The following is a 24,410-nucleotide window of genomic DNA, read 5'->3' as shown; positions in this document are numbered from 1 at the left end:
TATAAAACAAAAAACCGCCTAGATAATACCTAAACGGATGCTTGAAATAATCTAACAAGTTACAACTTAGCTAGTCCATTTAGATATTCATCTATATGGACCACAATCAAAAATCTTAGCCACATAGATACAAACAAATTGCTTGAACTGTTTGCATCCATGGTGACATGTCTACAAACACTATCTAAAGTAGCTAAAGTAAAAGTTTTGATTCATCGTTACAGCTTGTTTCTTATTCATTTCTTTTTCTGCTTTCTTTTTTGATGTTTCCTATCTTACCACCTTTTTCATCACCTGTCAAGAATATTTCAGAATTTTTTAAAATTTTTCGAAAATTCTTTCAAAGTTTTTCTATCCCTGTTTCAAACTAATAACAAAGTCCGTCTAAACTCAGAAAGTATGATGCGAAATTTCAATTTTATACATTAATACTAACTAGTTTCTAGATACACAAGTCATCTTTTTAAGAGTCAAAAATTTACTTTATTTTGTTCAAAAACAATAAATTCCTTAAATTTATTTTTGAAAAGTTCAATAGCTTCCGAATTTTTTCTAGTCATTATGTAAGTAAAGGATAGTGGAATAGAAATTTCTTCTGGTATTCGAGTAGCAATATTAGGATTTAAAGTCATTTTAAGGTATAGAGGAAGATAAGATATTCCTTGTCCCATTTCAATCAATTTCTCAGTTACTGCTATATCCTTTATAGAAACAAATTGAGATTCCGGAACAATTTCAGAAATTTCTTGTTTTACTTTATTCCAATAAACAGGATGATTATCTGATAAAATCTTATATTTTTGAAATAACTCCACCTCAGTTAGTTGAGAATCATTTTTGGGATAAAAAAGAGCAATTTTACCCTCACAAATTTTTTCTGAATTAATCTTTGTAGTATAAGGTTCTTCCCTAGCTATCCCAATATCAAATTGATTATTTTCAATTTCTCGAGCAATATCATTTTGTAAAACTGTAATTGAAATACCTACAGATGGTTGTTCTTCAAAAAATTCTGGAAGAAATTTCGGTAACAGATAGGTAGCTATGTAAGGTGAAACTGCGATGTTTAAATGTGTTTCCAACTTTTTATTTTTTAACTGTATTTTTTTAATCCCATCTTCATATGTCGCAATTATTTTTTTTACGATAGGGATAAATTCTCGTCCTGTTGGAGTCAGAGTTAAATTTCTTCCAACTGTTTCAAATAAATTTACTTGCAAGTGTTTTTCGAGTTTTTTTATTTGCTGGTGAAGTGTTGGCTCCGTTAAAAATAATTCTTCGCTTGCTCTATGATAGTTGAGGTGTTTAGATAATACTAAGAATGTATAATACCAATCTAAATTCATTATCTCCTCTCCTTCCTAAAATAATATTTAATGAATTATTAACTTTTTCCAAATTTTAAAAAGTTAGTATTTATTATATCATAGAATCAAGAATAATTTATTCGATTATACGAAAGGAGCAATATGATGAAAATTACTATACCTTTTAACCAGAACTTATTGCCTAAACGATTTGGAAAAGAAGCAGATTGTACTGACATTATTAAGGGAAATCCTATACGCTCTTTCCCTTTTGAAATTAGCGAATTACCAGAAGGGACAAAATATATAGCTATTACTTTAATTGATTATGATGCGATTCCAGTTTGTTCATTCCCTTGGATTCACTGGCTTGCTACGGATATAGAAGTTAAAAATAATACAGTCATTATTCCTGAAAATTACAGTCTAGATTATAAAGATTCTATTACGCAAGGGAAAAATAGTTTCGCAAGTCCTCTATTGGAAACTGACTTTTCTGAAATTGATTCTATGTTTGTTGGACCAACTCCTCCTGATAAAGATCATCGATATACGCTAGAAGTGTTCGCTCTAGCTACTAAAACAAATTTGAAAAATGGTTTCTACTATAATGAACTATTAGATGCTCTCTCTTCAATTTCGTTGGATAAAACTAGTACAGTTGTTATTGGTCAATTTTAAATAAAAATATCGGATCAACGATTGTATAATAGTCCGAAACAGATACGGACTATCAAATTCACTAATTTAACATAGTCTAATTTCTAATATTCTCTATACATACGTTTGAAGCTATACAAAAACTCAATTTTATACTCAATGAAAATCAAAGAGTATTAGGAGAAATTCATCAAATCTTTACATAATAAAAACGCATAATATCAAGCTAACCTACATCTGATATTATGCGTTTTGATCATTTTAAAATTTTTTGAAAATTCTTTCAGGTCGCTTTCAATTCTTTTAGGATAATTTCAAAGATTTGCCCATTAGACAAAATAGAACGATTTGAAGACTTTTATGGTATTTAGTTGTACTAGAGTCTTTTAAAAGTGTTTTGATGGCTTGTATTTCTTCTTTGGTTGATTTCATATCACTATTATATAATGAGTTTTGATTTTAGTATAGTATTAAACTGACTCTTGGCAGTCGGACAAAAAATCGACAGTTATTTTATATTGTTTAAAACCAATAGTCAATACGACAATCTCTTTACTTTTCCAACTCTGTAGATTGCTAACATATCCAAAATAAGCCAAGTATCCCGAGGATAAGCAGCAGAAATGAATTATTTATACTCTGGATACCACTTCAAATCACGAACTGCTTTGGCCATATCTGTTTCCTTAGCGCGTGCAAGACCTTGCTCTTGTGCTTTTTTAGCGACTGCTTCTGCTACTTTAATAGAAACATCTGCTACATACTTGAATGGTGGCAAGACAGGAGCTCCTGGTTGGCCTGGATTGACAATACCACTCAATGAATGCGCCGCTGCTCCAATCATTTCATCAGTCAAAAGACTTGCTTCAGAAGCCAGCATACCTAGACCAAGACCTGGGTAAATCAGGGCATTATTTGCTTGACCAATCACATAGTCTACACCTTTATAAGAAACCGTATCAGCAGGAATTCCTGTTGCGACAAAAGCTTTGCCATCTGACCATTCAATCAAATCTTTGGCACTAGCTTCTGCCAATTTAGTTGGATTTGACAAAGGGAAGATCATTGGACGTTCTGTGTTTTCACACATAGCTTCTACTATTTCTTTAGTGAAGGTATTAGGCTGAGTTGAAGTTCCTACAAGAATAGTTGGCTTCACAGTCTTCACTACTTCAAGCAGGGCAGTCAACTTATCTGCGTTACTAAAGTCAGCACGTTTCTTAGCAAATGGTTTTTGCTCTGGTGTCAAGTCATCCATGTCATCAAAGAGAAGACCTTGTTTATCAACCATAAAGAAACGTTTATAGGCTTCTTCTTCAGAAAGACCTTCACTTACCATTTCACGAAGAACACGAGAGGCAATTCCTGCACCCGCAGTACCACCACCATAGCAGAGATAAACTTGATCTGTTAATTTTTCACCACTAATATCCAGCGAACCAAAGATACCACCCAAGGTAACGATTCCTGTACCTTGAATATCGTCATTAAAGGTCGGAATTTGTTTCCGGTATTTTTCAAGAATATTGGCAGCATTCAAGCGGCCGAAGTCTTCCCAGTGAAGGTAGAGTTTAGGAAAGAGACGTTCTGCTGTTTGAACAAATTGGTCAATGAAGTCGTAGTAACGATCTCCGCGGACCCGTTCGTGACGATTTCCTAAGTAATTAGGATTGTTACGAAGTTCTTCACGGTTAGTCCCTGCATCAATGACTAAAGGAAGGACCATCGAAGGATCGATTCCAGCAGCAGCCGTATAGACCATCAATTTCCCAACAGAAATATCGACACCATTTGTTCCCCAGTCGCCAATTCCAAGTATTCCTTCTGCATCTGTTACAACAATGAGACGAATCTCGCGACCCCCGGCAGCGTTTTTCAAAGTAGCTTCAATATTTTCAGGATGATTAATATCAAGATATCCCGCATATTGGGGATCTACAAAAAGATCACTATAGCCTTCAATCGTATCTGCAATGGTTGGATCATATACAATTGGATTGAATTCTTCCAAATGTTGAGAAAAGAGGTAATAGAAAAGAGTCCTGTTGGTATTAAAAATTTCCATTAGGAAAAGACGTTTTTCCAAATCATTGGCTTTTGTTTGCATTTCTGCATAAGTTTGCGCCGCTTGTTCTTCAATCGTTTGAACATACGGTGGCAGTAAACCAATAAGGCCTAGTTCCTTTCGCTCCTCTAAGGTAAAGGCAGTACCTTTATTGAGGAAAGGATTGTTTAAAATATCATGTGCAGTCATAGTGCAACCTCCTTTTTACTTATATTATACCACATGAAACGAATTGTTCGTAAAACGTTGTTGTTTAAATAATACAATTGTATACGCATATGTTATAAACTTCTGAACTCATCAAACTCTCGATGATCTCTCTTTACTAAAAGTTTCGAGTAAAATAAACCAATCATACAAATTGACAATCCTAATTAAAATAAATATCATCTAGGTATGCTATGTAATACTTTGTATTTTTTAAGGTGTTTTTTTGTCATATAAAACTTGTATTCTATTTATATGACAACTAAAAACTATTTACAACAATATATTTCCCAAAAAGTGAAATATTTTCGAACACAGAATAAAATGAGCCAGGAAGAACTTTCGGAACAAGCAGGACTCGGGCTTAAGTATATCAATCAACTTGAAAACCAAAATGTGAATCTGACCATTCACAGTCTTGAAAAAGTGATTGACGCCCTAGAAATGACCCCAGAGGAATTTTTCAATTTTGATAGCCTTGAATCAACCTCTGATAAGAGTGATAATCTTTCACTCAAAAGAATCAACATGAAGATTAAACAGCTCCCTATTGATAAACGAGAAAAGATGTTGGTCATTTTTGAGAGTATCTTAGATAATCTTTGAGATCCCTGACTCACTTACATTTTAACTGGTGAATACTCGTATAGTCAAATTGTAGGATACGGATAAAAATTATTTATCTGCTGTTTTCCACTTATTTTCCTTCTCCAACTAATGAAAGTGAGCCCATATGAATTTAAAAGATCTACAATATTTTTATGACCTCTGCCAGCTTCAATCCTATACGGAAGTAGCAAAACAACATAAAGTCAGCCAACCATCTATTTCTTATGCTATCAAGCGCTTAGAGGAATCCTTTAACTGCAAATTGATTCACCATGACCCCTCGCATCGTTCCTTCAAGCTAACTCCTCAAGGACAAATCCTTCTAAAGCATACAGAACTGATTTTACCTGAGGTCATTTCTACTCGCAAAGAAATTAATCGCTCCTTGGCACAATACTCTACTGTAGGATTTCCTCCTATTATCATTCAGTATCTCTTTGCTGCCTTAAACGAAAAAGATAAATTCGATTTTTTAAAAAAGGTACGCCCTATCCGCGGTGGCTCCGTGGAGCTATTAAACCTTCTCGTCAAAGGAGACCTTGATGCAAGCCTACTCGGTTTGATTGAACCTCTCAACTATCCTTCAATAGAGTCACACGAGCTATTTCATAAAGAACTGTATGTCGTTTTATCGAAGAACCATCCTTTTGCCACTGCTCCTTCCCTCGCTTTTGAAGAATTAGCAGATCAATCCTTTATACTCTTAGACGAACACTTTGTTCACCTGAAAGCTTTTGAAACGCTTAATCAAAAGTATCAAAACAAGGCAGAAATATTCTTTAAGACGGATGATATTGCCATCCTTAAAGAACTTTTAAAGAAAGGGATTGGCCTTAGTTTACTAGCTGATATCGCACTTTCTGAGGAAGATGATGATTTAATAAAAATTCCGCTTATACCGAAGGATAAGATAACTTTTACAGTTTATTACGCCTACCTTAAATCAGCTACACCGTCATCAGAAGTAGAAGCCTTATTTAATCTCCTTAAATCATATGAATAGAAAAAACTCTAACTATCAATGAACTGATAGATAGAGTTTTTTACATTGTAGATATTATACTCAATGAAAATCAAAAAGCAAACTAGGAAGCTAACCTCAGGTTGCTCAAAACACTGTTTTGAGGTGGCAGATAGAGCTGACGTGGTTTGAAGAGATTTTCGAAGAGTATTAGAATATAGTAGATTGAAGCTAGAGTAATACGCCGCGACTTCTAAACCTTTTCTAGAAATTAATTTGACTTTCCTAATAAAGTTGTTCAGATTTTATTTCATCTCACTATAATTCAATGATTTTCTAAGAATTCTATTTCTTTCGAAAATCTTTTCAGGAAGCTTTCGAAGTTTTTCAAATCAGTCCAACAAAAAAAGGTTTATAATTTCCACATCAATTTTTATGGAAATTATAAAACCATTATTAGTTTAATCCTTGTTGGTAACGCGCCAATTCGGCTTGGTTAGCCCAAACATAGTGACCTGGACGGATCTCTACCATAGATGGCTTATCAGTCTCATAGTCGTGTTGACTTGGGTCGTAAACCTTCAAGACCTTCTTACGTTCCAAGATTGGATCTGGGATTGGTACCGCTGAAAGCAAGGCTTGAGTATATGGGTGAATTGGATTGTTAAACAATTCTTCTGTTTCTGCAACCTCTACAATAACACCCTTATAAATAACTGCGATACGATCTGAAATAAAGCGAACGACCGACAAATCATGGGCGATGAAGAGATAGGTCAAACCGAGCTCTTTTTGGAATTTTTTGAGCAAGTTCAAGACTTGGGCACGAACAGAAACGTCCAAGGCTGAAATGGGCTCATCCGCAATAACAAAGTCAGGTTGCATGACCAAGGCACGGGCAATACCGATACGTTGACGTTGACCACCTGAGAATTCATGAGGGTAACGAGTCAAGTGCTCAGCAAGAAGCCCCACTTCACGGATAATATTTTTAACCTTCTCTTTACGTTCTTCCTCATCCTTAAACAGACGGTGATTGTAAAGACCTTCAGAAATAATATAATCAACAGTGGCACGTTCATTCAAACTTGCTGCAGGGTCTTGGAAAATCATCTGGATACGACGAATCAATTCCGCAGCTTGTTCACGCGATTTCTTACCATTAATCTTTTGACCATCAAAAATGATATCTCCATTACTTGTGTCATTTAGACCAATGATGGCACGACCAATAGTTGTTTTCCCACTACCTGACTCACCAACAAGCGAGAACGTTTCTCCCTTGTTGATAAAGAAGTTAGCATTTTTAACCGCAACAAACTTCTTACTTCCTTCACCGAAGGAAATTTCTAAATCTTTGATTTCTACTAATTTTTCAGACATTTCCTTCCTCCTAGTCAGCCAGATGGGCAAATCCCATTTTTTCACGAATCTTATCATGGAGATTGGCAATCACAGCTGGTTTTTCTACTTTTGGAGCATCCTCATGAAGTAGCCAAGTTTTAGCCCAATGTGTCTCTGATACTGAGAATTGAGGAGCTTTTTGTTCGAAGTCAATCTGCATTGCATAGTCTGAACGCAAGGCAAAGGTATCCCCTTTCAGGTCAGTATAAAGTGACGGAGGTGTTCCTGGGATTGAGTAAAGATCCCCTTTATCATCAGCAAGCTGAGGCAAGCTAGACAAGAGACTCCATGTATATGGATGGCGAGGGTCATAGAAGACTTCCTCAACAGTTCCATACTCAACGATTTCTCCTGCATACATAACTGCTACCTTATCCGCAATACTTGCTACCACACCAAGGTCGTGGGTGATAAAGATTGTTGTGAAATGGTACTCGTTTTGTAAAGATTTTAGCAAATCAATAATCTGTGCTTGGATGGTCACATCCAAGGCAGTTGTTGGCTCATCACAGATCAAGACATCAGGTCGGCAGGCAAGGGCAATCGCAATAACGATACGTTGACGCATTCCTCCAGAATATTGGAATGGGTATTCATCAAAACGTCTATCTGCGTCTGGAATCCCAACCTTATTCATGTAGTCAATGGCCAATTCTTTCGCTTCTTTAGCTGTTTTTCCTTGGTGTTTTACAATAACTTCTGTAATCTGACTACCAATTGTTTTAATTGGGTCCAAACTAGTCATTGGGTCCTGGAAGATAGTCGCAATCTTAGCACCACGAATTTTTTCCCAATCTTTATGAGAAGATAGAGCTGTCAAATCTTGCCCACGGTAGTCAATACTACCTTGGGCAATGCGACCATTTTCTTCAAGCATACCTGTGAAGGTCTTTGTCAAAACAGATTTCCCTGATCCTGACTCACCTACCAAGGCTAATACTTCTCCTTCAACTAGTTCAAGGGAAACGCCGCGAATGGCTGTCAATACTTTGTCACGAACGTCAAATTCCACGACAATATCGCGAGCAGTCAAAATTACATTTTTTTCTTTTGTCATTTCTACTCCTATCTATGTGTACGTGGATCACTAGCATCCGCTAAGTTTTGACCAACTACGAAAAGGGACAAGGATACCAAGACAAGAGTTGTCAATGGAATCCAGAACAAGTAAGCATTAGTTGTTACGTTTTGTGAATAATCTGAAATCAAACGACCCAAACTTGGAACTGTAATTGGTAATCCAAGACCGAAGAAAGACAAGAAGGCTTCATATGAGATAAAGCTTGGAAGCATTTGAGTCATGGTTGTCACAATAACAGATACCAATTGTGGCATGATGTTTTTGGCAACAATCTTCAAGGTTGGTGTTCCCAAGGTACGTGACGCCAAATTGTATTCCAAATCACGATAACGCAAGATTTGCACACGGATCATAAAGGCAATTCCAATCCATGTTGTCACACTCATGGCGAAAATCAGATTCCAGAATCCAGCTCCGATTGAGTAAGTCAAGACAATGACAATCAAAAGAGATGGAATGTTTGAGATGACGTTATAAACTTCCATCATCACACGGTCAACTGATTTTGAAATTCCCCAAATACCACCGACAAAAACACCGATAACCAAGTTAATCACTGTCGCAATCACAGAAATGAGGATAGAGTTACGAGCTCCGAACCAGACACCGTCAAAAAGAGATTTACCGTTACTATCTGTACCGAACCAATGCTCAGCATTTGGCTTGATATAACGAGCACTAAAGTCATTTACCTTGCTGACATCATTGAAATCAAACTTAGAAAACATTGGGTAGATGAAACTCATCAAAATGATAGCTACCAAGATTCCCAACATGACTACAGTTGATTTTTTCTTCATAAATTGTCTAAACACTGAACCCCAGTATGAATAAGCTGGCGCATCAATGGCTTCAGAGGCAAAATCGTCACGTTTTACAAACTGAAATTTTTCTTTATCGATTGTAGACATTATTTGCCTCCTTTCTCAGTCAATTTAATACGTGGGTCAATAATCGTCATCCAAATATCTCCCAAAAGAAGTGAGAAGATAGAAATACATGTAAAGATGAAGACAAGACCAACGACCATAGAGTTATTAGATGCTTTTACAGAGTCAATCAACATTTTACCCATACCTGGGAAGGCGAAGACTGTTTCAGTAAGGGTTGCACCACCGATAACCCCGATAACAGCACCAGGAATTCCTGAAACCAACGGAACCATGGCATTTTTAAAGATGTGTTTGTTTGAAATTTCTTTTTCAGACAAACCTTTTGCACGAGCAAAACGAACAAAGTCCTGTGATTGCAAGTCAATCATGTAACGACGAATCCAAATAGCTGTACCAGGAGCACCCAACAAACCAAGGATAACTGCTGGTAAAACATACGAACGCCAATCTCCAGCACCCAAGATAGGGAATGAATCTGGCAAGCCGATTGAAGAACCAGCCAAACGAACGATATAAACCAAGGCAATTGTTGGAAGAGCCATCAAGAAGGTCAAAGCCCCTGTTGAGAAGCTATCAATCCAAGTGTTCTTGAAGCGAGCCATAGCTGAACCAAGTGGCACGGCAATCGCATAAGAAATCACCAAACCAATCAATCCAACAACAGCAGAGCTGGCAATCATTGAAGGATATTGGTAGTTACTTTCAGTAGCCGTATAAGGATCATCTTTTCCGTAGTTAGCTACTTCACGAGAGTCAGCCTGACTAGGTGATTTGTAGGTTCTTGAGTAAATATTTACAGAAGAAGTTTTCTTACCTGTTGGGAACTGAACTTGAGATGTTTTTGTTTGCCCTTGTCCTTGAGTAATAACCTGTAAAACAGGACTATTAGCATAGGTTGGATAAGAGTCACCTAAATTAATGTTCACAAAGTTTTGATGCACAAATGGGAACTGACTGTTGAAGTACAAGAGATATTTGTGTTTAGTTCCTGAACCAACCAAGGACCATCCGATAGCTGGATCATTTTCAAAACGAAGGTAACGTTTCAAGTCTGGATTTTCAGGGTCTTGAATTTTATTTGTATGATCAATGTCAATCAAGTTAGCATAGAAGTGAAAAACACGTTCAAAAATTGGAATTTCACGAGTAGCGTAGAATTGGCCACTTTCAGTAAATTCTCCCAAGGTCCAACCATGACCGATTTGTTTGATGTATTTTTCATAGATAGCCTTGTTGGTGTCATTGGCTTCAACTGTTACAGAAGCATCCATCTGGCTAGCTTTTTCTTGCAACTCTTTGGTATCGTAGTACTCGATATAGCCCATACGCTCATAAACGGTATTCTCATAGTTATCACGTTTATCAGCAGTTGTTGCAATCTTGTTATAGTTGGTATCCTGTTTGAAAATCAATTTTCGAGGAACCATTGTATAGATAATCGTGTAAGTCAAGGTTGTTACTAAGAAGATAGAAACCAATGACCGCAAAACACGCATAAAAATATATTTTTTCATATCATTTCCTTTAAAAATCCCAAAAGAACCTTCTCCTCATGGAGAGAAAGTTCTATTGAAAATTATTTACTTCACATGACTTGCCAATTCTTTTTGAGCTTTCTCGTTTGACTCAGTCTTTTCTTTCAACCATTTTTCACGAGCTTTTTCATACTCTTCTTTGGTGATTGCTTTTTCACCAACTTCAGTGTACTTCAAGTATCCTGAATTTTCACCTTTAAGGCCGGCTACAGAATATGAAGAGCTAAATGGTAGAACTTTTGAAACATATGAAACGGCTGTTTCTTTAGGAGAAGCCATTACTGGAATTGTCAAAGCATTGTCAGTCAACCAAGCTTGTGCTACTGCGTATTTTTCATAACGTTTTTGAACATCTTGGTTTTCGCTGTTTGCGTCATCAAGTAATTTTCCATAGTCAGCTAAACCAAGTTTGCTTACTACTGATGCATCTGTGTTTTGGTCAATACCAAGGTAAAGGCGAGTGCTTCCTCCCTTAAGGACGAATTGATCCAAGAAAGTAGAAGGATCTTGATAGTCAGGGTTCCATCCTAGCAAGGTATGAATATCCCAGTCTTGTTCTTTAGCTGTTGGAGCGCTAAATGAAATTGGTAAAGCTTCTGCTTGAGTCATTTGTTGTAAATCTACAACAACATTATCTGAACCCAATACTTTTTCAATTGATTGTTTCAATGATTGAACACGGTTTACAACCGCTGTTGATTCTTGGATAACCAAGGCATCCAAGTGGATTGGGAATTCAACACCTTCAGCTTGTAGGCTTGATTTTGCTTTAGCAAAGACTTCTTTCGCTTTTTCTTCATTGTAAAGGCCATTTTGAGAATCTGCTAGAGACACGTTTGACCAAGTAGAAGAATTTGTCTTAGCCAAGCTATCTTGTACCAATTCACCAAATGTTTTCTTACCAACTTGAAGATTATAAGGTGCAAACGTATTACGGATGGCTACTGCAGCTCCATCTGTACCATTTGTTTGAGCTGAGTAAGAATTGCGATCGACAGCAAAGTTCAAGGCTTGACGGAATTCCTTGTTTAGCAATGCTTTCTGAGTAGATGTCTTTTGGGCATCACTCGTCTTAGCTGTGTGGTTATAAGCTGTACGACCATAGTTCAAGCTGACAGTTGCAACACCCGCTCCTGGTTCATTAAAGTAAATGTTATCTTTGAAGTCAGCTGCATATTTTTCATATGTAGAACTTGTAGGGAAGATACGCGCCTTGCTATATTGACCATCAGCAAAACCTTTGGCAATCACATCTTGGTCCTTACCATCCCAGAAAGTGAACTTAACGTTCTCAATTTTTACATTTTCTTTGTCCCAGTAAGCATCATTTTTAGCCATCTCGATAGATGATTTTGGAGTTACAGATTTTAAGACAAATGGACCGTTATAAAGAATAGAGTTAGCATCGGTTGGGGCACCAAAACCTTCCCCTTTTGAAGTTAAGAATTCTTCATTAACCGGCATCAAAACACCACTAGTTGTCTTGTCATTCCAGAAAGTTTCTGGCTGGTTCAAAGTATATTCTAGTGTTTGATCATCAAGTGCTTTTACTCCAACGGTTGAAAAATCGCTTGTTTCACCCTTGATATAGGCTTCTAATCCCTTAATAGAAGAGCTAACGATTGAAAGTCCTTTTGATTTTCCATCTACAGCATGTTTCAAACCAGTAACGAAGTCTTTAGCAGTTACAGGAGCGTATTCTTCTCCCTCTGCTGTCACCCATTTAGCATCCTTACGGATTTTATAGGTATAAGTCAAACCATCTTTTGAAACTGTCCATGATTCAGCAATAGAAGGAACCAGATTACCATATTTATCGTTAGCCAACAAACCATCTACAGCATTTGTTGTGACGAAAGATGTTAAATCAATATTGCTAACGATATAATCCAAGGTTTCTGGATCTGTTTGATAAACATATTGGTAATCTTTTGCTAGTTTAGCATTATTTGAACTAGTGTTTGAACACGCAGCTAGAACTCCTGACGCTAATAAGGTAGCCCCCGCTACAGCAAGCACTTGACTTTTTTTCATTTCTTTACTCCTCTTATAAAGTATAGGTTATCATCAATTATACCATAGATTTCAAGAAAAGTAAACGAATTTTCAGAATATTTAGGCTTATTGACACAAAAAATCTGAAAAAGCTATTGACTGAAAATCATTTTCAAGGTATAATAATAAACGTTAAGGCGGTATAGCCAAGTGGTAAGGCACGGCTCTGCAAAAGCTTGATCGTCGGTTCAAATCCGTCTACCGCCTTTCAATACCGAATTTATCGGAATTTATCAAGACAGAAAGCCCAATTTAAAGGGCTTTTTTCTTTTTCCTCGAATAAATACGTATAACTTTAAAAAACTTTTGGGGCAAGGTTGGGGCTGAGTTTTTCGAGGATACTATTCCCTTTTAAAACAACTGAAAAAAGCTTTGTCACTCATGATGACAAAAGCCTCTAATTTACTCTGTTTCTTCTTCTATTTCGACTTCTGTGATTTGGACTTTTACCTTGGTAACACGTCCATTTTTCACTTTATCATTGGTTAGGATAAGCTGTTTGTTTTGGCTGACTAATTCATAGCTGAGTTTCTCAGTCGTTGGAATGGTCCCAACTCCTGTCAAATAATAACCAGCAATGGTATCAACGTCATCACTTGCCAGTTCGACATCAAAGTAGTCATTAAAATCATTGAGATTCATGGTACCTTGAACAATATAAGTATCTTCTCCGATTTGATGAACTTCGATTTCAGCCTTATCTGTTTCGTCATCGATTTCCCCAACGATTTCCTCTAAGAGGTCTTCAAGTGTCACCAAACCAGCCATCCCACCGTATTCATCCAGCAAGATTGCCATTTGTCTTTGGGTATTGCGCAATTCTTTTAACAAGTCATCCACAAAAATGGTTTCAGGAACAAAAAGTGGATCTTGTAAGATTTTCTTCCAAATAATATTGTCAAAACCGTCCACAAAGCCCGCCTTAAGGAGACTCTTGGTGTGAATAATCCCAATCACATTGTCCTTATCCCCATCATAGACAGGGATACGAGAATAATTTTGTTTTAAAATACTTTGGATGATGGTTTGACTCTCATCCTGAATATCGACCATGAAGGCATCCGTCCGAGGAACCATGACTTCTCTGGCCATTAATTCGTCCAGTGAAAAGATCCCTTGTAACATCTCAATTTCGTCAGCATCTAGTGTTTCTTCACTTTTTGTCAACATGTACTCAATTTCATCACGGGTCATTTTTTCGTCAGCATCGTCAAAGGTCATAGGAGTCAAGCGACTCAAGAGATTGGTAGATGCAGACAAGAGCCAAACAAAGGGACTAACTAGTTTCCCCAATCCAATAATGACTGGCGCTGTACGAATCGCCAAGGCATCCTTTAGATTAAGAGCGATTCTCTTAGGATATAATTCCCCAAAAACGATGGAAATATAAGTCAAAAATGCCAAGGATAGAAAAGTTGCCACGGCTTGTGCTGTTTCGCCATTCCCAAGCCAAGAGGAAATCACACGTCCTAGAGTATCGGCTAAACTCGCCCCTGATAAGATTGTAATCAGGGTGATTCCTACCTGAATGGTTGATAAAAAGTGGTTAGGATTTTCTAGTACCTTCAGCAGGCGGATGTAGCGTCTGTCTCCTTCTTCCGCCTTTTGTTCAACACGCGCACGGTTAAGTGAAACCATGGCCATTTCTGTGGCTGAGAAAAAGGCATTTAACACTGTCAAGATAAACAACAAAACAAATTGTAGCAACAAATTCTGACTACTTGGGTCTTCCATAGTTCTTCTCCTAAAATAGTATCTTGTCACTTATTATATCACAAAAATTAGCTCAGTACATATTATTTTTTCTCAGTGTCTATTCTAGTTCTACTTAAAATGTCCAAAAAAGAACTCCTACATCTTCAAGTGACATAGGAGTTTATTCTGTATTTTACTGAGTTACAGTTACTTCTCCAGTTCGGTAATCCAGTTGAAGCCCTTTTTGAACATTGGGAACTAGAACATTAAATTCCAATTCTCCGTCTGAAGACTTGGCTTCAATCTGTGAAGCTGAAGGAACTAAATCCTCGTTTGAAGCGTAGTAAAGAGTTACACGGTAACGGACTCGCTTGTTTTTATCCAAGGCCTTACGTACCATGCTTTCATAGTAGTTTTGACCAGTCGAATCCTCGGCCTGAGCCTGATTTGCCCAGGCTGTCTGAACAGCAATGTTTTTAGGATTGCTTGTCGAGGCATCAAAACCATCCAAGCCACCGATTAAGGCATAGCCTAACAAGTGACCTCTATCGACCGCATGGGTATAAGTACCCTTTAGATTCTTAACCTGATGCCAGCCTGGAGGAGTCCAAGAAGTCGAACCATTCCCAGTTTCTTCACGATTCTTGTACTGGCGAGTAGCCTTAGACAAGAGGGCATTTGCTACGGTTGGCACTGTTTCCTTGCCCACTGTCTTTGTTTTATTATCAGCGTAGGGCTTACTTGAAACCTTGGCATCTAGATTTGTTTTATTACCATTGACGATAAAAGCACCTGAGCCATTCCACTCAAGACTCCCTTTTATTTGGCTTTTGACCACATCTGTTAAGACACTCTCTGCCAATGCTTGACTAGGAGCTTCAGGCGCTTGTTTTTTCTGACTAAGCTTGGTTTTGGGACTATTAGCTGTCGACTGTATCTGCTTGATATAATAGCTCCCTGCAGACAAAAGCAATAACACTAGCAGTCCGATTAGTGTCTGTCTTGTTTTTTTGTTCATATTTCTCCTTATCTTTATAAAAAGGCTGGTCTCCCAGCCTAATTTCCTGTAAATTTATGAATCAATTCCTGCCATTTTGCTGGAGACAAGATAGCCCATGGATCTTGACCCTTGCCCAAGATTCCATAGCCGACCATTAAGCCGATTCCTAGGGCTAGAGCACCTAAAAACAATACCAAAATGACTAAAAGTAAACGCTTGATTACATAGCTTGATTTCTTACTCATCTTCATCGCTTGCCTCAATCCGCTGAATCTTAGCACCTAGCTGCGCCAACTTCTCATGGAATCGGTAATAACCTCTATCCAAGTGAACCAATTTACCGACCACTGTTTCTCCCTGCGCTACCAAACCTGTCAAAATCAAGGCTGCGCTGGCACGAAGGTCAGTAGAAAGAACTTCTGCACCCTGCAAAGCTTGTCCACCAACAATACGAGCTGTATCACGGATAATCTCAGAATGCAATCCCATACGTCTCATTTCTTCTAGGTGTTGGAAACGATTTTCAAAAACTGTCTCCACCATGGTTGATTCCCCTTTTGCGACGGTCATCAAGGCTGTAAATTGGGCCTGCATATCCGTTGGAAATCCTGGGTGGGGCAAGGTTTTCACATGAACAGCTTTTAGATTTTCTAGTTGAGAGCGAACTCGAATTCCTTCAGTCTCCTCTGTCACTTCCACTCCCATTTCAAGTAACTTGGCAATCAAGGGACGGTTGTGCTCCCAAACAGCGTCTTTAATCAAGACATCACCACCTGTCATGGCAGCAGCTACCATAAAGGTTCCTGCTTCGATACGGTCTTGGACTACATTGTGAGTCGTACCATGAAGTTTCTCAACACCGGTAATAGTAATGGTCTCTGTACCAGCACCTTTGACCTTGGCTCCCATTTCATTTAGGAGAATGGCTAAGTCAACAATCTCAGGCTCACGCGCAGCATTCTCAATCACTGTCACACCATCAGCTAGAGTTGCTGCCATCATCAAGTTCTGCGTAGCACCAACACTTGGGAAATCCATATAGATATGAGCTCCATGTAAGCGATCAGCCTTGGCTTCGATATAACCAGCTGTCTGACTAATCTTAGCCCCCATAGCTTCTAGACCTTTCAAATGAAGATCAATAGGACGGCTACCAATCGTACAACCACCTGGCATGGATACCTTAGCATGACCTACACGGGCAAGAATTGGTCCCAAGACAACGATAGATGCACGCATCTTGCTGACATACTTGTAAGGAGCTTCCTCAGTGATATCGCCAGTCGCGTCCACCTCAACAAGATGAGCTTCTTCATTAAAATCAACCTTGGCATTCAAACCCCGAACCACCTGATTCATAGTGAAAACATCTGACAAGATAGGAACGTTCTGCAAAACAGTCTTTCCTTCACTTGCTAGAATAGTCGCTGCCAACAAGGGTAAGACTGCATTCTTTGCTCCTTCGATCGTAACACTTCCTACCAGACGATTATCGCCACCTTGAACCACAATTTTTTCCATACTTACTTCCTTTACATTTGATTTTATAATAATCCTCTAAGCGCTTCTTGCCACAACTGATATAGGCTGATAAAGAAAGAACTCATGATATAGCCCATGACAATGCTGAAAAGGGCTACTAGCAAACGAACTTTTCCTGTGTTCTCAGCTGTTACTTTTAAGACTTTTTCCCATCTAACAAGATTCTTTAAAAGGTAAAAACTCACATAAATAAAGAGCATGTGACTGCTTAGAGTGAATAATAATTGAACCATTTGACTATTATACCATCTTCTCTGTCTGTACGCTAGTTTGGAAACTTCACTTAAAACTAGGGATTGTTTTTCAAGTAATCAATTGCATCTTGTAGGGTTTTAACAGGCACGATTTTCATATCTGTCTTGATTGTTTTAGCTGCTTCCAGGGCTGTTTGGTAGTTGTTTTTCGCATCCGGATGCGCTTTTTGTTCTTCTTCGCTAACAGGGTTATCCGGGGCAAAGAAAATCGCGGCACCTTCTCTAGCCGAAGCCACAACTTTTTTATCAATACCTCCAATATCCCCCACATTACCATCACGGTCAATGGTACCTGTACCGGCAACAATACGGCCATTACGAAGGCCAGGGTCAGCTATTTGGGTATAGATGGCCAGACTAAACATGAGACCTGCACTTGGACCGCCAATACCAGCTGTTGAAAAGCGAATTGGGACATCACTGGTTACTTCTGTACGGTCAATCAAGCCGATTCCAATCCCATTTTTGCCATTTTCCAAGGTGATAATCTTACCTTCTGCAGATTTGGTTTGCCCATCCTCTTCATAAGTTACCTTGACGGAGTCCCCTAGTTTTTGAGAATTAACGTAATCAATCAAGTCTTTGGAACTGTCAAAGGTTTGATCATTGACTGCTGTGACGGTATCAGAGATGTTAAGAATCCCTTTAAAGGTCGAATTATCCGTCACAGTCAAAACATAAACCCCAAGGTATTTGAGTTCGATATCTTTACCAGCGGTTTTTAGCCCTTGATACTTGGCCATGTTTTGCGATGTTTGCATGTAGAATTGATTAATCCGCATAAATTCAACATCGGAAGAGCCACCTGTAGTCTCTTGGGCACTACGAATATCTGTAAAAGGCGTCAACCACGCATAAATCATATGGGCTAAAGTAGCGTGCTGGACACCAACCGTAACGAATTGATAGGCCCCAGCTTCCTTATCTTCTGTGTCATTGACTTTAAGGACTTGGCGAATATCTTCCGAACCACCTGGAACCTCTATATAGTAGGGCAAAGGCACTACAAATGCCAAGAAGGTCACAATCAAGGCCGCAATGACATATAAGGGCCATCTAATCTTTTTTTTCATTTCTTATTTCCTCCAAAATACTCTCGGGAACATAGCAAGCAATATCCTGACCAAACTTCAATAGCTCTCTAATACCGGATGAACTGATATAGAGATGTTCAGGTCGGCTATGTAAATAAATGGTCTCTATATTAGGAGACAGCTGATGGTTGTAGTAATCAAAACTGGCTTCATATTGCAAATCAGACGCATTCCTCAAACCACGCACTAGACAAGTAGCCCCCAGTCTTTTCGCGACATCGACCACCAATTCATCATGAGAAGACACGACTTTAACATTTCCCAAATGTTTCAAAGCCTTTTCTAACCCCCGTTTACGATTTTCGATAGGAAGAAATCCTTGTTTGTGGGGATTAAAAAAAATACCGACATAGAGCTTATCAAAGAGTCTGCTCGCCCGTTCAATGATATCCAGATGCCCATTTGTCATCGGATCAAATGAGCCTGTGAATAAGCCAATCTTATCTGACATAAACTGTCACCTTACTAATTCCATAAATTTTTTCCTTCCAGATACCCAGGCAGGCAATTTCTTCCGGAAGTTCAACGGCCTTATCCGTCTCACACACGACCATAATATCTTCAGAAAATAGCTCTCTCTCAGCCATTTTTTCAATATCTGCTACGATTTGTTCCTTGGCATAAGGAGGGTCTAAGAAAATGAGGTCGAATTCCCCAGATACCTGTTCCAATGCCCGTTCTGCATCCATCTTGAGGAGTTGAAATTTTCCAACTTCCTTGGTCATCCGAATATTTTCAGCCACGATGGTCTGAGCCTTACGGTCTCTCTCCACCAAAACAGCGCTAGACATGCCACGCGATACTGCTTCGATAGATAAACCACCACTACCTGCATAAAGGTCCAAGACTCGTCCACCTTCAAAGTAGGGACCAATCATGTTAAAAATGGCTCCCCTAACCTTATCCGAAGTGGGCCTTGTCGTCTTGCCTTCTAGTGTCTTGAGGGGGCGTCCCCCATAGATTCCTGATACGATTTTCATACCGTTTATTATACCAAATTATAGGCGAAAAGAGAAAGAAAACCGAACCTTGCGGTTCGATTCTCTACAAAATATTTTCGTAAGTATCGCGGACTTCCTGAGGCCAAACACTTGTTTGCACTTCTCCGATGTGTTTCTTGCGAAGTAGGAACATGGCCATACGAGATTGTCCAATTCCTCCACCGATTGTCAACGGGAATAGGCCATTCAACAAAGCCTTGTGCCATTCCAATTCCAAGCGGTCCTCATCACCGGTAATTTCTACTTGACGGCGAAGGGTTTCTTCATCTACACGAATCCCCATAGAAGACAACTCAAAGGCTCCACCTAGAGACTCATTCCAGACAAGAATATCGCCATTCAGACCCTTGTAGCCATTTTCAGATTCGCTTGTCCAGTCATCATAGTCTGGTGCACGCCCATCGTGCGGTTTACCGTCTGGTAATTCACCACCGATACCGATCAAGAAGACTGCTCCAAATTCTTTACAAATAGCATTTTCACGCTCTTTTGGTGTCAAGTCTGGGTAGCGTTCTACCAACTCTTCTGTGTGGATAAAAGTGATTTGTTTTGGCAAGATTGACTCGATGTCATAGCGGGCTTCAACAGCTAGCTCAGTAAGGCGAATGGCCTTGTAAATCTTCTCAACTGTTTCTTTTAGATAAGCGATGTTACGCTTACCATTTGGGATAACCTTCTCCCAGTCCCACTGGTCAACATAAACAGAGTGGGTTGCATCCAGCGAGTCTTCGTCTGGACGAAGGGCTTTCATGTGGACGAAAAGACCTTCACCTTCACCGAAACCAAAGCGAGCTAGAGTATGGCGTTTCCATTTAGCAAGTGAATGCACCACTTCATAAGTAGCATCAGGGATTTGGAGAACCTTGACCGATACGGCATTCTCAACACCTGATAAGTTGTCCTGCATCCCGTCACCGACCCTACTCAAGATAGGACCTTGAACTTCGACAACTTCTAACTTATCTTTCAAATACTGGGTAAAAGTGTTTTTGACAAAGGAAATCTCTTCTTGTTGATGGATAAAACTTTTCTTCATAAACTACTCCTCAAAAAATTAATTAAAAGCATTATACACCTATTTTCAAGAAAAGGAAAGAGCAAATACGAAAAAAATCAGTGCTCCTTCGAACACTGATGTTAGGTACCTTCTAGTCATTACGACCGAAGATACGTAAAATACTTAGGAAAAGATTGATAAAATCAAGATAGATACTGAGAGCCATTGACACAACCCAGCCTGTCGCTACACGACCTTGTGATTGTTCATAGGCAAGGCGAATCCTTTGGTTGTCCCAAGCAATCAGCCCAGAGAAGACCAAGACCATGGCTACGCTGATCATATAATCAAAGAAACCACTAGCCAAGAAAATATTGACTACCATGGCAATCAGCAAACCGATAAGAGCCGCCATCATAGCCCGACCAAGGCCACTCAAATCTTTCTTGGTGAAGATACCAACTGCCGCCATGACAAAGAAGAGAAGGGCGCTCGATACAAAGGCAGATAAAACTGTACCCGGAGTATAGAAGGCCACCACAAAACTGAGGGTAAAGCCGTTTAATACTGAGTAAAGTAAAAATACTGGAAGAGCCGCTGGACTATTCTTTGAAGCCATGCTACTGGCAACGAAAACCAAAGCTAACTCCGCAAAAGTAGCAATGGTCAACCAGAGACGTCCCTGCATCAAAAAGTAAACCAACTGAGATTGAAAGACCGTCAACATAAGACCTGATACCAAAGCGGATAGTCCGATTCCTAGACCAACAAAGGCATAAACCTTAGCGTAAAATTGATTGAGACCTGCGCGGTCATGAATAATAGTGTGATTCATCTTTTCTCCTTCTCTATGAACATCTTTCCTTGATTATAACAAAGAAAGTTAAAATTAGCTTAAATGGAAAATTAAAATACCGGCTGCAACCGCAACATTCAAACTCTCTGCCTGCCCCTTCATACTAATGTGGACCAACTGGTCTGCACTTTCAGCCATGAGGGGACTAATTCCTTGACCCTCATTTCCCATAACCAAGACAAACTGATCTAAATGAGGCAAGTCACGATAATCTTTAGAATCCTTGGAAAGAGTGGTTGCTAGCACAGGGATACCAGCCTTTTTAGCTTCCTCGAGAAGCGCTTGGCTCGACATCCGATAAATGGGCAAATGAAAATGACTGCCTTGCATAGAACGGAGGGTCTTGAGACTGTAGATGTCTGCCGACTTATCTGAAACAATCACTCCTGTAAATCCTGCTGCATCCGCAGTCCGAATGATGGTTCCCACATTACCAGGATCTTGCACATCTTCCAAAAACAAGAACTTGCCCTGACTAAAGTCAACTTGCCCTACTTCTTCTTTTTGAACGACGGCAACAATTCCCTGTGGAGTCTGAGAATCTGCCAAATCTAGCAAAATATCCTCTGACACCCAGACAGTTTGCGGAAACGAGGCTAACTGATCTCGATAAGTTTCTAGGGCAAAGATCTTCTCAATCGTCACTCCAGCTTGAACAGCTTCTTCAAACAAGTGCCATCCTTCAATCAAATAGGCAGACTTGCGGTATTTTTTTTGGTGTAATTTCTTGGCATTTTTTACCACAGAATTGGCTTTTGAGGTTATAATAGTCATAGAAATATTATAACACAATCAAAGGGGTTTGGTATGCAAAAGGTTAGAATGATTGCCCAAGGCAGGGTACAGGGAGTCGGCTTTCGTTGGGGTGTTTACAGCCTGGCGCTTGAAATTGGTGGTATCACAGGTCGTGTCTGGAATAATGACGATGGCACAGTGGAGATCTTAGCCCAAGCAGACTCATCTGCTATCATGGCGAAATTTATCCAAGAAATACGAAAAGGACCCACACCTTTTTCAAAAGTCAGCTACTTAGATGTCAAACTAAGCAACTTTCCTCCTTACCCTGACTTCAAAATCGCAAATTAGGTCTCTAGAACTATTGTATATTTTGTAAAAAAACAGTAGAATAGAAAGGTATAATTTTTAAAGAAGGAATAAAAACAGTGAAATCTATTAAACGTTTTGCACTCTCGGCTATGGGAGTGTCTATGTTGCTTGTCTTGACTGGCTGTGTTAGCGTCGATAAAGCCACAGGAAAGCCAATAGGATTTATTTGGAATACTATCGGAGCGCCTATGGCTGAAGCTATCAAGTACTTCGCTACTGATCAAGGTCTAGGCTTTGGTGTCGCTATCATCATCGTAACCATTATCGTGCGCTTGATTATCTTGCCACTTGGTATCTACCAATCATGGAAGGCAACGCTTCACTCTGAAAAGATGAACGCCCTCAAGCACGTCCTTGAGCCACATCAAACTCGTCTCAAAGAAGCAACGACTCAAGAAGAAAAACTCGAAGCACAACAAGCTCTCTTTGCCGCTCAAAAAGAACACGGCATCAGCATGTTTGGTGGTGTAGGATGTTTCCCTATCCTCCTTCAAATGCCTTTCTTCTCAGCTATCTACTTTGCTGCCCAACATACTGAAGGTGTCGCTCAAGCAAGTTACCTAGGAATTCCTCTAGGCTCTCCAAGTATGATTTTAGCTGCCTGCGCTGGTGTCCTTTACTATCTTCAATCACTCCTCTCACTTCACGGAGTAGAAGATGAAACGCAAAGAGATCAAATCAAGAAAATGGCTTACGTGAGCCCAGTCATGATTGCCGGCTTCTCCCTCATTTCACCAGCCAGTGTCACACTTTACTGGGTTGTCGGTGGTTTCATGATGATTCTCCAACAGTTTATCGTCAACTATATCGTTCGTCCAAAACTTCGCAAAAAAGTCCGTGAAGAACTGGCCAAGAACCCACCAAAAGCAAGTGCTTTCTCAACACCAAATGGACGAAAAGACGTTACCCCTGAACAACCAACTGCTATCACAAGCAAGAAAAAACACAAAAATCGCAACGCTGGAAAACAACGTTCGAGATAAGAAGAAAAAGGCTTAGCTAGTTTGCTAAGTCTTTTTTGCAAGTCATACTCTTCGAAAATCAAATTCAAACCACGTCAGCTTCGCCTTGCCGTATATATGTTACTGACTTCGTCAGTTCTATCCACAACCTCAAAACACTGTTTTGAGCAACCTGCGGCTAGCTTCCTAGTTTGCTCTTTGATTTTCATTGAGTATCAAAAGCCCGATGTTTCCATCAGGCTTCTTTTTTATCCATGTACACGTTTCATATAGTCTTGATAACTTTCGGTATCCATGAGTTTTTTAGCATTCTTGACGCGGTCTGCTGTTGGCGGTTTAACCCCTTCGAGTGAATAAGGAATTCCCAATTCACGCCATTTGAACTCACCCATGGTGTGATAAGGTAGAATTTCAAACTTATCAACATTTTTGAGGGTCTTGACGAACTTACCAAGTTCAATCAAGTCATCATCTCTATCTGTCAATCCTGGAACTAGCACGTGGCGAATCCAGACAGGTTTTCCAATATCTGATAGATACTGGGCACAAGCCAAGATATTTTTATTGGTTTGGCTAGTGACAATCTTATGCTGTTCTTCGTTGATTTCCTTGATATCTAAGAGAACCAAGTCAGTGACAGCCATGAGTTTGTCAAACTTTTCAAGGTAACGTGGTTTATTACGGAAAGGAAGGGCACAGGTATCCAAGGTACAGTGGATTCCTTGTTCCTTGGCCTTGGTAAAGAGGGCAATCAGGAAATCAATCTGCAAGAGGGCTTCTCCTCCACTGACTGTAATCCCACCCTTATTTCCCCAGAAACCGCGGTAGCGCAAGGCTTCTGTCAAGACATCATCTACCGTCCGTTCACGTGATTTATTGGACTCCATAGCCCAAGTGTCCGGGTTGTGGCAATACTGGCAACGCATGTGACAGCCCTGCAAAAAGACAATAAAGCGAATACCGGGCCCATCTACTGACCCAAAGCTTTCTGTCGAATGCACCATTCCTGTCACTTGTCCATAATCAATTGTTTCTTCAGACATATCGTTACCTTCCTTGAAAACGTTTTATAGTTTTATTATATCACGACTTGAAGGAAAAACAAGATTTTTGCCTATTTTTTAG

General features: G+C 39.4%; 24 protein-coding genes, 1 tRNA gene and 1 pseudogene. 6 read left to right on the top strand and 20 right to left on the bottom strand.

Features of this window, described 5'->3' with window-relative positions; all coding sequences use genetic code 11:
- Window positions 1-470: 470 nt before the first annotated feature.
- Window positions 471-1,346: a LysR family transcriptional regulator gene (locus tag HMPREF1048_RS08555; RefSeq protein WP_001047055.1), complete on the bottom strand. Its 876-nt coding sequence runs from the start codon at window positions 1,344-1,346 to the stop codon at window positions 471-473.
- Window positions 1,347-1,472: 126 nt separating this feature from the next.
- Here HMPREF1048_RS08555 and HMPREF1048_RS08550 point away from each other — a divergent pair, with 126 nt between their 5' ends.
- Window positions 1,473-1,988, top strand: coding sequence for a YbhB/YbcL family Raf kinase inhibitor-like protein (locus HMPREF1048_RS08550; protein ID WP_000704782.1), 516 nt, complete (start codon window positions 1,473-1,475; stop codon window positions 1,986-1,988).
- A 291-nt stretch (window positions 1,989-2,279) separates the two neighbouring features.
- Here the strand turns inward: HMPREF1048_RS08550 and HMPREF1048_RS13195 are convergent.
- Together HMPREF1048_RS13195 and HMPREF1048_RS08545 are read right to left on the bottom strand one after the other, a co-directional pair.
- A pseudogene (locus tag HMPREF1048_RS13195) lies at window positions 2,280-2,399 on the bottom strand (IS630 family transposase); the annotation flags it as partial.
- Between the two features lie 196 nt (window positions 2,400-2,595).
- A complete protein-coding gene (locus HMPREF1048_RS08545) occupies window positions 2,596-4,221 on the bottom strand; it encodes a malolactic enzyme (RefSeq protein ID WP_000123921.1) in 1,626 nt (541 codons plus the stop codon).
- 273 nt (window positions 4,222-4,494) lie between these two features.
- Between HMPREF1048_RS08545 and HMPREF1048_RS0102455 the strand changes: the two genes are divergently transcribed.
- Both HMPREF1048_RS0102455 and HMPREF1048_RS08540 read left to right on the top strand, forming a co-directional pair.
- Entirely contained in the window at window positions 4,495-4,845 is a 351-nt protein-coding gene (locus HMPREF1048_RS0102455; RefSeq protein ID WP_000208712.1) for a helix-turn-helix domain-containing protein, read from the top strand.
- A 127-nt stretch (window positions 4,846-4,972) separates the two neighbouring features.
- Window positions 4,973-5,851 carry a LysR family transcriptional regulator gene (locus HMPREF1048_RS08540; protein WP_001049299.1) on the top strand — a complete coding sequence of 293 codons (879 nt, stop codon included), beginning with the start codon at window positions 4,973-4,975 and terminating at the stop codon, window positions 5,849-5,851.
- A 414-nt stretch (window positions 5,852-6,265) separates the two neighbouring features.
- Here the strand turns inward: HMPREF1048_RS08540 and HMPREF1048_RS08530 are convergent, their stop codons facing one another.
- The 5 genes from HMPREF1048_RS08530 to HMPREF1048_RS08510 form a co-directional block, all read right to left on the bottom strand.
- Window positions 6,266-7,192 (bottom strand): ATP-binding cassette domain-containing protein, encoded by a 927-nt coding sequence (locus HMPREF1048_RS08530; protein ID WP_001291288.1) that lies wholly within the window; start codon window positions 7,190-7,192, stop codon window positions 6,266-6,268.
- A 10-nt stretch (window positions 7,193-7,202) separates the two neighbouring features.
- Window positions 7,203-8,270, bottom strand: a complete 1,068-nt coding sequence (locus HMPREF1048_RS08525; protein WP_000159546.1) for an ABC transporter ATP-binding protein — start codon at window positions 8,268-8,270, stop codon at window positions 7,203-7,205.
- 8 nt (window positions 8,271-8,278) lie between these two features.
- Entirely contained in the window at window positions 8,279-9,205 is a 927-nt protein-coding gene (oppC, locus tag HMPREF1048_RS08520) for an oligopeptide ABC transporter permease OppC (protein ID WP_000103691.1), read from the bottom strand.
- Window positions 9,205-10,701, bottom strand: a complete 1,497-nt coding sequence (locus tag HMPREF1048_RS08515) for an ABC transporter permease (RefSeq protein WP_000759914.1) — start codon at window positions 10,699-10,701, stop codon at window positions 9,205-9,207. The genes oppC and HMPREF1048_RS08515 overlap by 1 nt, the downstream gene beginning before the upstream one ends.
- Window positions 10,702-10,767: 66 nt before the next feature.
- Window positions 10,768-12,756, bottom strand: a complete 1,989-nt coding sequence (locus tag HMPREF1048_RS08510; protein WP_000749577.1) for a peptide ABC transporter substrate-binding protein — start codon at window positions 12,754-12,756, stop codon at window positions 10,768-10,770.
- A 157-nt stretch (window positions 12,757-12,913) separates the two neighbouring features.
- Here HMPREF1048_RS08510 and HMPREF1048_RS08505 point away from each other — a divergent pair.
- Window positions 12,914-12,984, top strand: a tRNA-Cys gene (locus HMPREF1048_RS08505).
- Window positions 12,985-13,179: 195 nt separating this feature from the next.
- On the opposite strand, the gene HMPREF1048_RS08500 is transcribed toward HMPREF1048_RS08505, so the two are convergent.
- The 11 genes from HMPREF1048_RS08500 to HMPREF1048_RS08450 all read right to left on the bottom strand — a co-directional run bounded on the left by HMPREF1048_RS08500 (window position 13,180) and on the right by HMPREF1048_RS08450 (window position 21,990).
- The gene (locus tag HMPREF1048_RS08500) at window positions 13,180-14,511 is read right to left on the bottom strand and encodes a hemolysin family protein (protein ID WP_000390031.1); all 1,332 of its coding nucleotides are present in this window, start codon (window positions 14,509-14,511) and stop codon (window positions 13,180-13,182) included.
- A gap of 154 nt (window positions 14,512-14,665) precedes the next feature.
- Window positions 14,666-15,490, bottom strand: a complete 825-nt coding sequence (endA, locus tag HMPREF1048_RS08495; protein ID WP_001036768.1) for a DNA-entry nuclease EndA — start codon at window positions 15,488-15,490, stop codon at window positions 14,666-14,668.
- A 38-nt stretch (window positions 15,491-15,528) separates the two neighbouring features.
- Window positions 15,529-15,717 carry a DNA-directed RNA polymerase subunit beta gene (locus HMPREF1048_RS08490; protein WP_025171934.1) on the bottom strand — a complete coding sequence of 63 codons (189 nt, stop codon included), beginning with the start codon at window positions 15,715-15,717 and terminating at the stop codon, window positions 15,529-15,531.
- Window positions 15,710-16,993 (bottom strand): UDP-N-acetylglucosamine 1-carboxyvinyltransferase, encoded by a 1,284-nt coding sequence (gene murA, locus HMPREF1048_RS08485; RefSeq protein WP_000411904.1) that lies wholly within the window; start codon window positions 16,991-16,993, stop codon window positions 15,710-15,712. Before murA ends, HMPREF1048_RS08490 begins: the two co-directional genes overlap by 8 nt.
- A 23-nt stretch (window positions 16,994-17,016) precedes the next feature.
- The gene (locus HMPREF1048_RS08480) at window positions 17,017-17,247 is read right to left on the bottom strand and encodes a DUF1146 family protein (protein ID WP_023943444.1); all 231 of its coding nucleotides are present in this window, start codon (window positions 17,245-17,247) and stop codon (window positions 17,017-17,019) included.
- 56 nt (window positions 17,248-17,303) lie between these two features.
- A complete protein-coding gene (locus HMPREF1048_RS08475; RefSeq protein WP_000727281.1) occupies window positions 17,304-18,341 on the bottom strand; it encodes a SepM family pheromone-processing serine protease in 1,038 nt (345 codons plus the stop codon).
- Window positions 18,325-18,813 carry a pantetheine-phosphate adenylyltransferase gene (gene coaD, locus HMPREF1048_RS08470; protein WP_001280734.1) on the bottom strand — a complete coding sequence of 163 codons (489 nt, stop codon included), beginning with the start codon at window positions 18,811-18,813 and terminating at the stop codon, window positions 18,325-18,327. Before coaD ends, HMPREF1048_RS08475 begins: the two co-directional genes overlap by 17 nt.
- Window positions 18,803-19,342: a 16S rRNA (guanine(966)-N(2))-methyltransferase RsmD gene (rsmD, locus tag HMPREF1048_RS08465; protein WP_004248990.1), complete on the bottom strand. Its 540-nt coding sequence runs from the start codon at window positions 19,340-19,342 to the stop codon at window positions 18,803-18,805. Before rsmD ends, coaD begins: the two co-directional genes overlap by 11 nt.
- Before the next feature lie 64 nt (window positions 19,343-19,406).
- On the bottom strand, window positions 19,407-20,399 hold the full coding sequence (asnA, locus tag HMPREF1048_RS08460) for an aspartate--ammonia ligase (RefSeq protein WP_000748005.1): 993 nt from the start codon (window positions 20,397-20,399) through the stop codon (window positions 19,407-19,409).
- Between the two features lie 112 nt (window positions 20,400-20,511).
- Entirely contained in the window at window positions 20,512-21,195 is a 684-nt protein-coding gene (locus HMPREF1048_RS08455) for a Bax inhibitor-1/YccA family protein (protein ID WP_001016907.1), read from the bottom strand.
- Between the two features lie 54 nt (window positions 21,196-21,249).
- Entirely contained in the window at window positions 21,250-21,990 is a 741-nt protein-coding gene (locus HMPREF1048_RS08450; RefSeq protein ID WP_004248997.1) for a TrmH family RNA methyltransferase, read from the bottom strand.
- 33 nt (window positions 21,991-22,023) lie between these two features.
- Between HMPREF1048_RS08450 and HMPREF1048_RS08445 the strand changes: the two genes are divergently transcribed.
- Together HMPREF1048_RS08445 and yidC are read left to right on the top strand one after the other, a co-directional pair.
- A complete protein-coding gene (locus tag HMPREF1048_RS08445) occupies window positions 22,024-22,302 on the top strand; it encodes an acylphosphatase (RefSeq protein WP_001174612.1) in 279 nt (92 codons plus the stop codon).
- A gap of 77 nt (window positions 22,303-22,379) precedes the next feature.
- Complete coding sequence (gene yidC / locus HMPREF1048_RS08440; RefSeq protein ID WP_000835963.1) at window positions 22,380-23,306, top strand: membrane protein insertase YidC; 927 nt, start codon at window positions 22,380-22,382, stop codon at window positions 23,304-23,306.
- A 227-nt stretch (window positions 23,307-23,533) separates the two neighbouring features.
- Here yidC and pflA read toward each other — a convergent pair whose 3' ends face one another.
- The gene (pflA, locus tag HMPREF1048_RS08435; protein ID WP_001288288.1) at window positions 23,534-24,328 is read right to left on the bottom strand and encodes a pyruvate formate-lyase-activating protein; all 795 of its coding nucleotides are present in this window, start codon (window positions 24,326-24,328) and stop codon (window positions 23,534-23,536) included.
- Window positions 24,329-24,410 lie beyond the last annotated feature (82 nt).

This window comes from Streptococcus mitis SK575 (assembly GCF_000257865.1).
Classification (GTDB): domain Bacteria; phylum Bacillota; class Bacilli; order Lactobacillales; family Streptococcaceae; genus Streptococcus; species Streptococcus mitis_CQ.
The sequence above is the reverse complement of the archived record's forward strand: the minus strand, read 5'-3'. Positions and strand labels throughout refer to the sequence as shown.

Coding starts and splice junctions, on each gene's coding strand:
- murA (WP_000411904.1), bottom strand. CDS start 16,993: ATGGAAAAAATTGTGGTTCAAGGTGGCGATAATCGTCTGGTAGGAAGT.
- HMPREF1048_RS08480 (WP_023943444.1), bottom strand. CDS start 17,247: ATGGTTCAATTATTATTCACTCTAAGCAGTCACATGCTCTTTATTTAT.
- asnA (WP_000748005.1), bottom strand. CDS start 20,399: ATGAAGAAAAGTTTTATCCATCAACAAGAAGAGATTTCCTTTGTCAAA.
- HMPREF1048_RS08540 (WP_001049299.1), top strand. CDS start 4,973: ATGAATTTAAAAGATCTACAATATTTTTATGACCTCTGCCAGCTTCAA.
- HMPREF1048_RS08510 (WP_000749577.1), bottom strand. CDS start 12,756: ATGAAAAAAAGTCAAGTGCTTGCTGTAGCGGGGGCTACCTTATTAGCG.
- coaD (WP_001280734.1), bottom strand. CDS start 18,813: ATGTCAGATAAGATTGGCTTATTCACAGGCTCATTTGATCCGATGACA.
- HMPREF1048_RS08515 (WP_000759914.1), bottom strand. CDS start 10,701: ATGAAAAAATATATTTTTATGCGTGTTTTGCGGTCATTGGTTTCTATC.
- oppC (WP_000103691.1), bottom strand. CDS start 9,205: ATGTCTACAATCGATAAAGAAAAATTTCAGTTTGTAAAACGTGACGAT.
- HMPREF1048_RS08555 (WP_001047055.1), bottom strand. CDS start 1,346: ATGAATTTAGATTGGTATTATACATTCTTAGTATTATCTAAACACCTC.
- rsmD (WP_004248990.1), bottom strand. CDS start 19,342: ATGAAAATCGTATCAGGAATCTATGGGGGACGCCCCCTCAAGACACTA.
- HMPREF1048_RS0102455 (WP_000208712.1), top strand. CDS start 4,495: ATGACAACTAAAAACTATTTACAACAATATATTTCCCAAAAAGTGAAA.
- HMPREF1048_RS08450 (WP_004248997.1), bottom strand. CDS start 21,990: ATGACTATTATAACCTCAAAAGCCAATTCTGTGGTAAAAAATGCCAAG.
- endA (WP_001036768.1), bottom strand. CDS start 15,490: ATGAACAAAAAAACAAGACAGACACTAATCGGACTGCTAGTGTTATTG.
- HMPREF1048_RS08530 (WP_001291288.1), bottom strand. CDS start 7,192: ATGTCTGAAAAATTAGTAGAAATCAAAGATTTAGAAATTTCCTTCGGT.
- HMPREF1048_RS08475 (WP_000727281.1), bottom strand. CDS start 18,341: ATGAAAAAAAAGATTAGATGGCCCTTATATGTCATTGCGGCCTTGATT.
- HMPREF1048_RS08550 (WP_000704782.1), top strand. CDS start 1,473: ATGAAAATTACTATACCTTTTAACCAGAACTTATTGCCTAAACGATTT.
- HMPREF1048_RS08525 (WP_000159546.1), bottom strand. CDS start 8,270: ATGACAAAAGAAAAAAATGTAATTTTGACTGCTCGCGATATTGTCGTG.
- HMPREF1048_RS08445 (WP_001174612.1), top strand. CDS start 22,024: ATGCAAAAGGTTAGAATGATTGCCCAAGGCAGGGTACAGGGAGTCGGC.
- pflA (WP_001288288.1), bottom strand. CDS start 24,328: ATGTCTGAAGAAACAATTGATTATGGACAAGTGACAGGAATGGTGCAT.
- HMPREF1048_RS08455 (WP_001016907.1), bottom strand. CDS start 21,195: ATGAATCACACTATTATTCATGACCGCGCAGGTCTCAATCAATTTTAC.
- HMPREF1048_RS08500 (WP_000390031.1), bottom strand. CDS start 14,511: ATGGAAGACCCAAGTAGTCAGAATTTGTTGCTACAATTTGTTTTGTTG.
- HMPREF1048_RS08545 (WP_000123921.1), bottom strand. CDS start 4,221: ATGACTGCACATGATATTTTAAACAATCCTTTCCTCAATAAAGGTACT.
- HMPREF1048_RS08490 (WP_025171934.1), bottom strand. CDS start 15,717: ATGAGTAAGAAATCAAGCTATGTAATCAAGCGTTTACTTTTAGTCATT.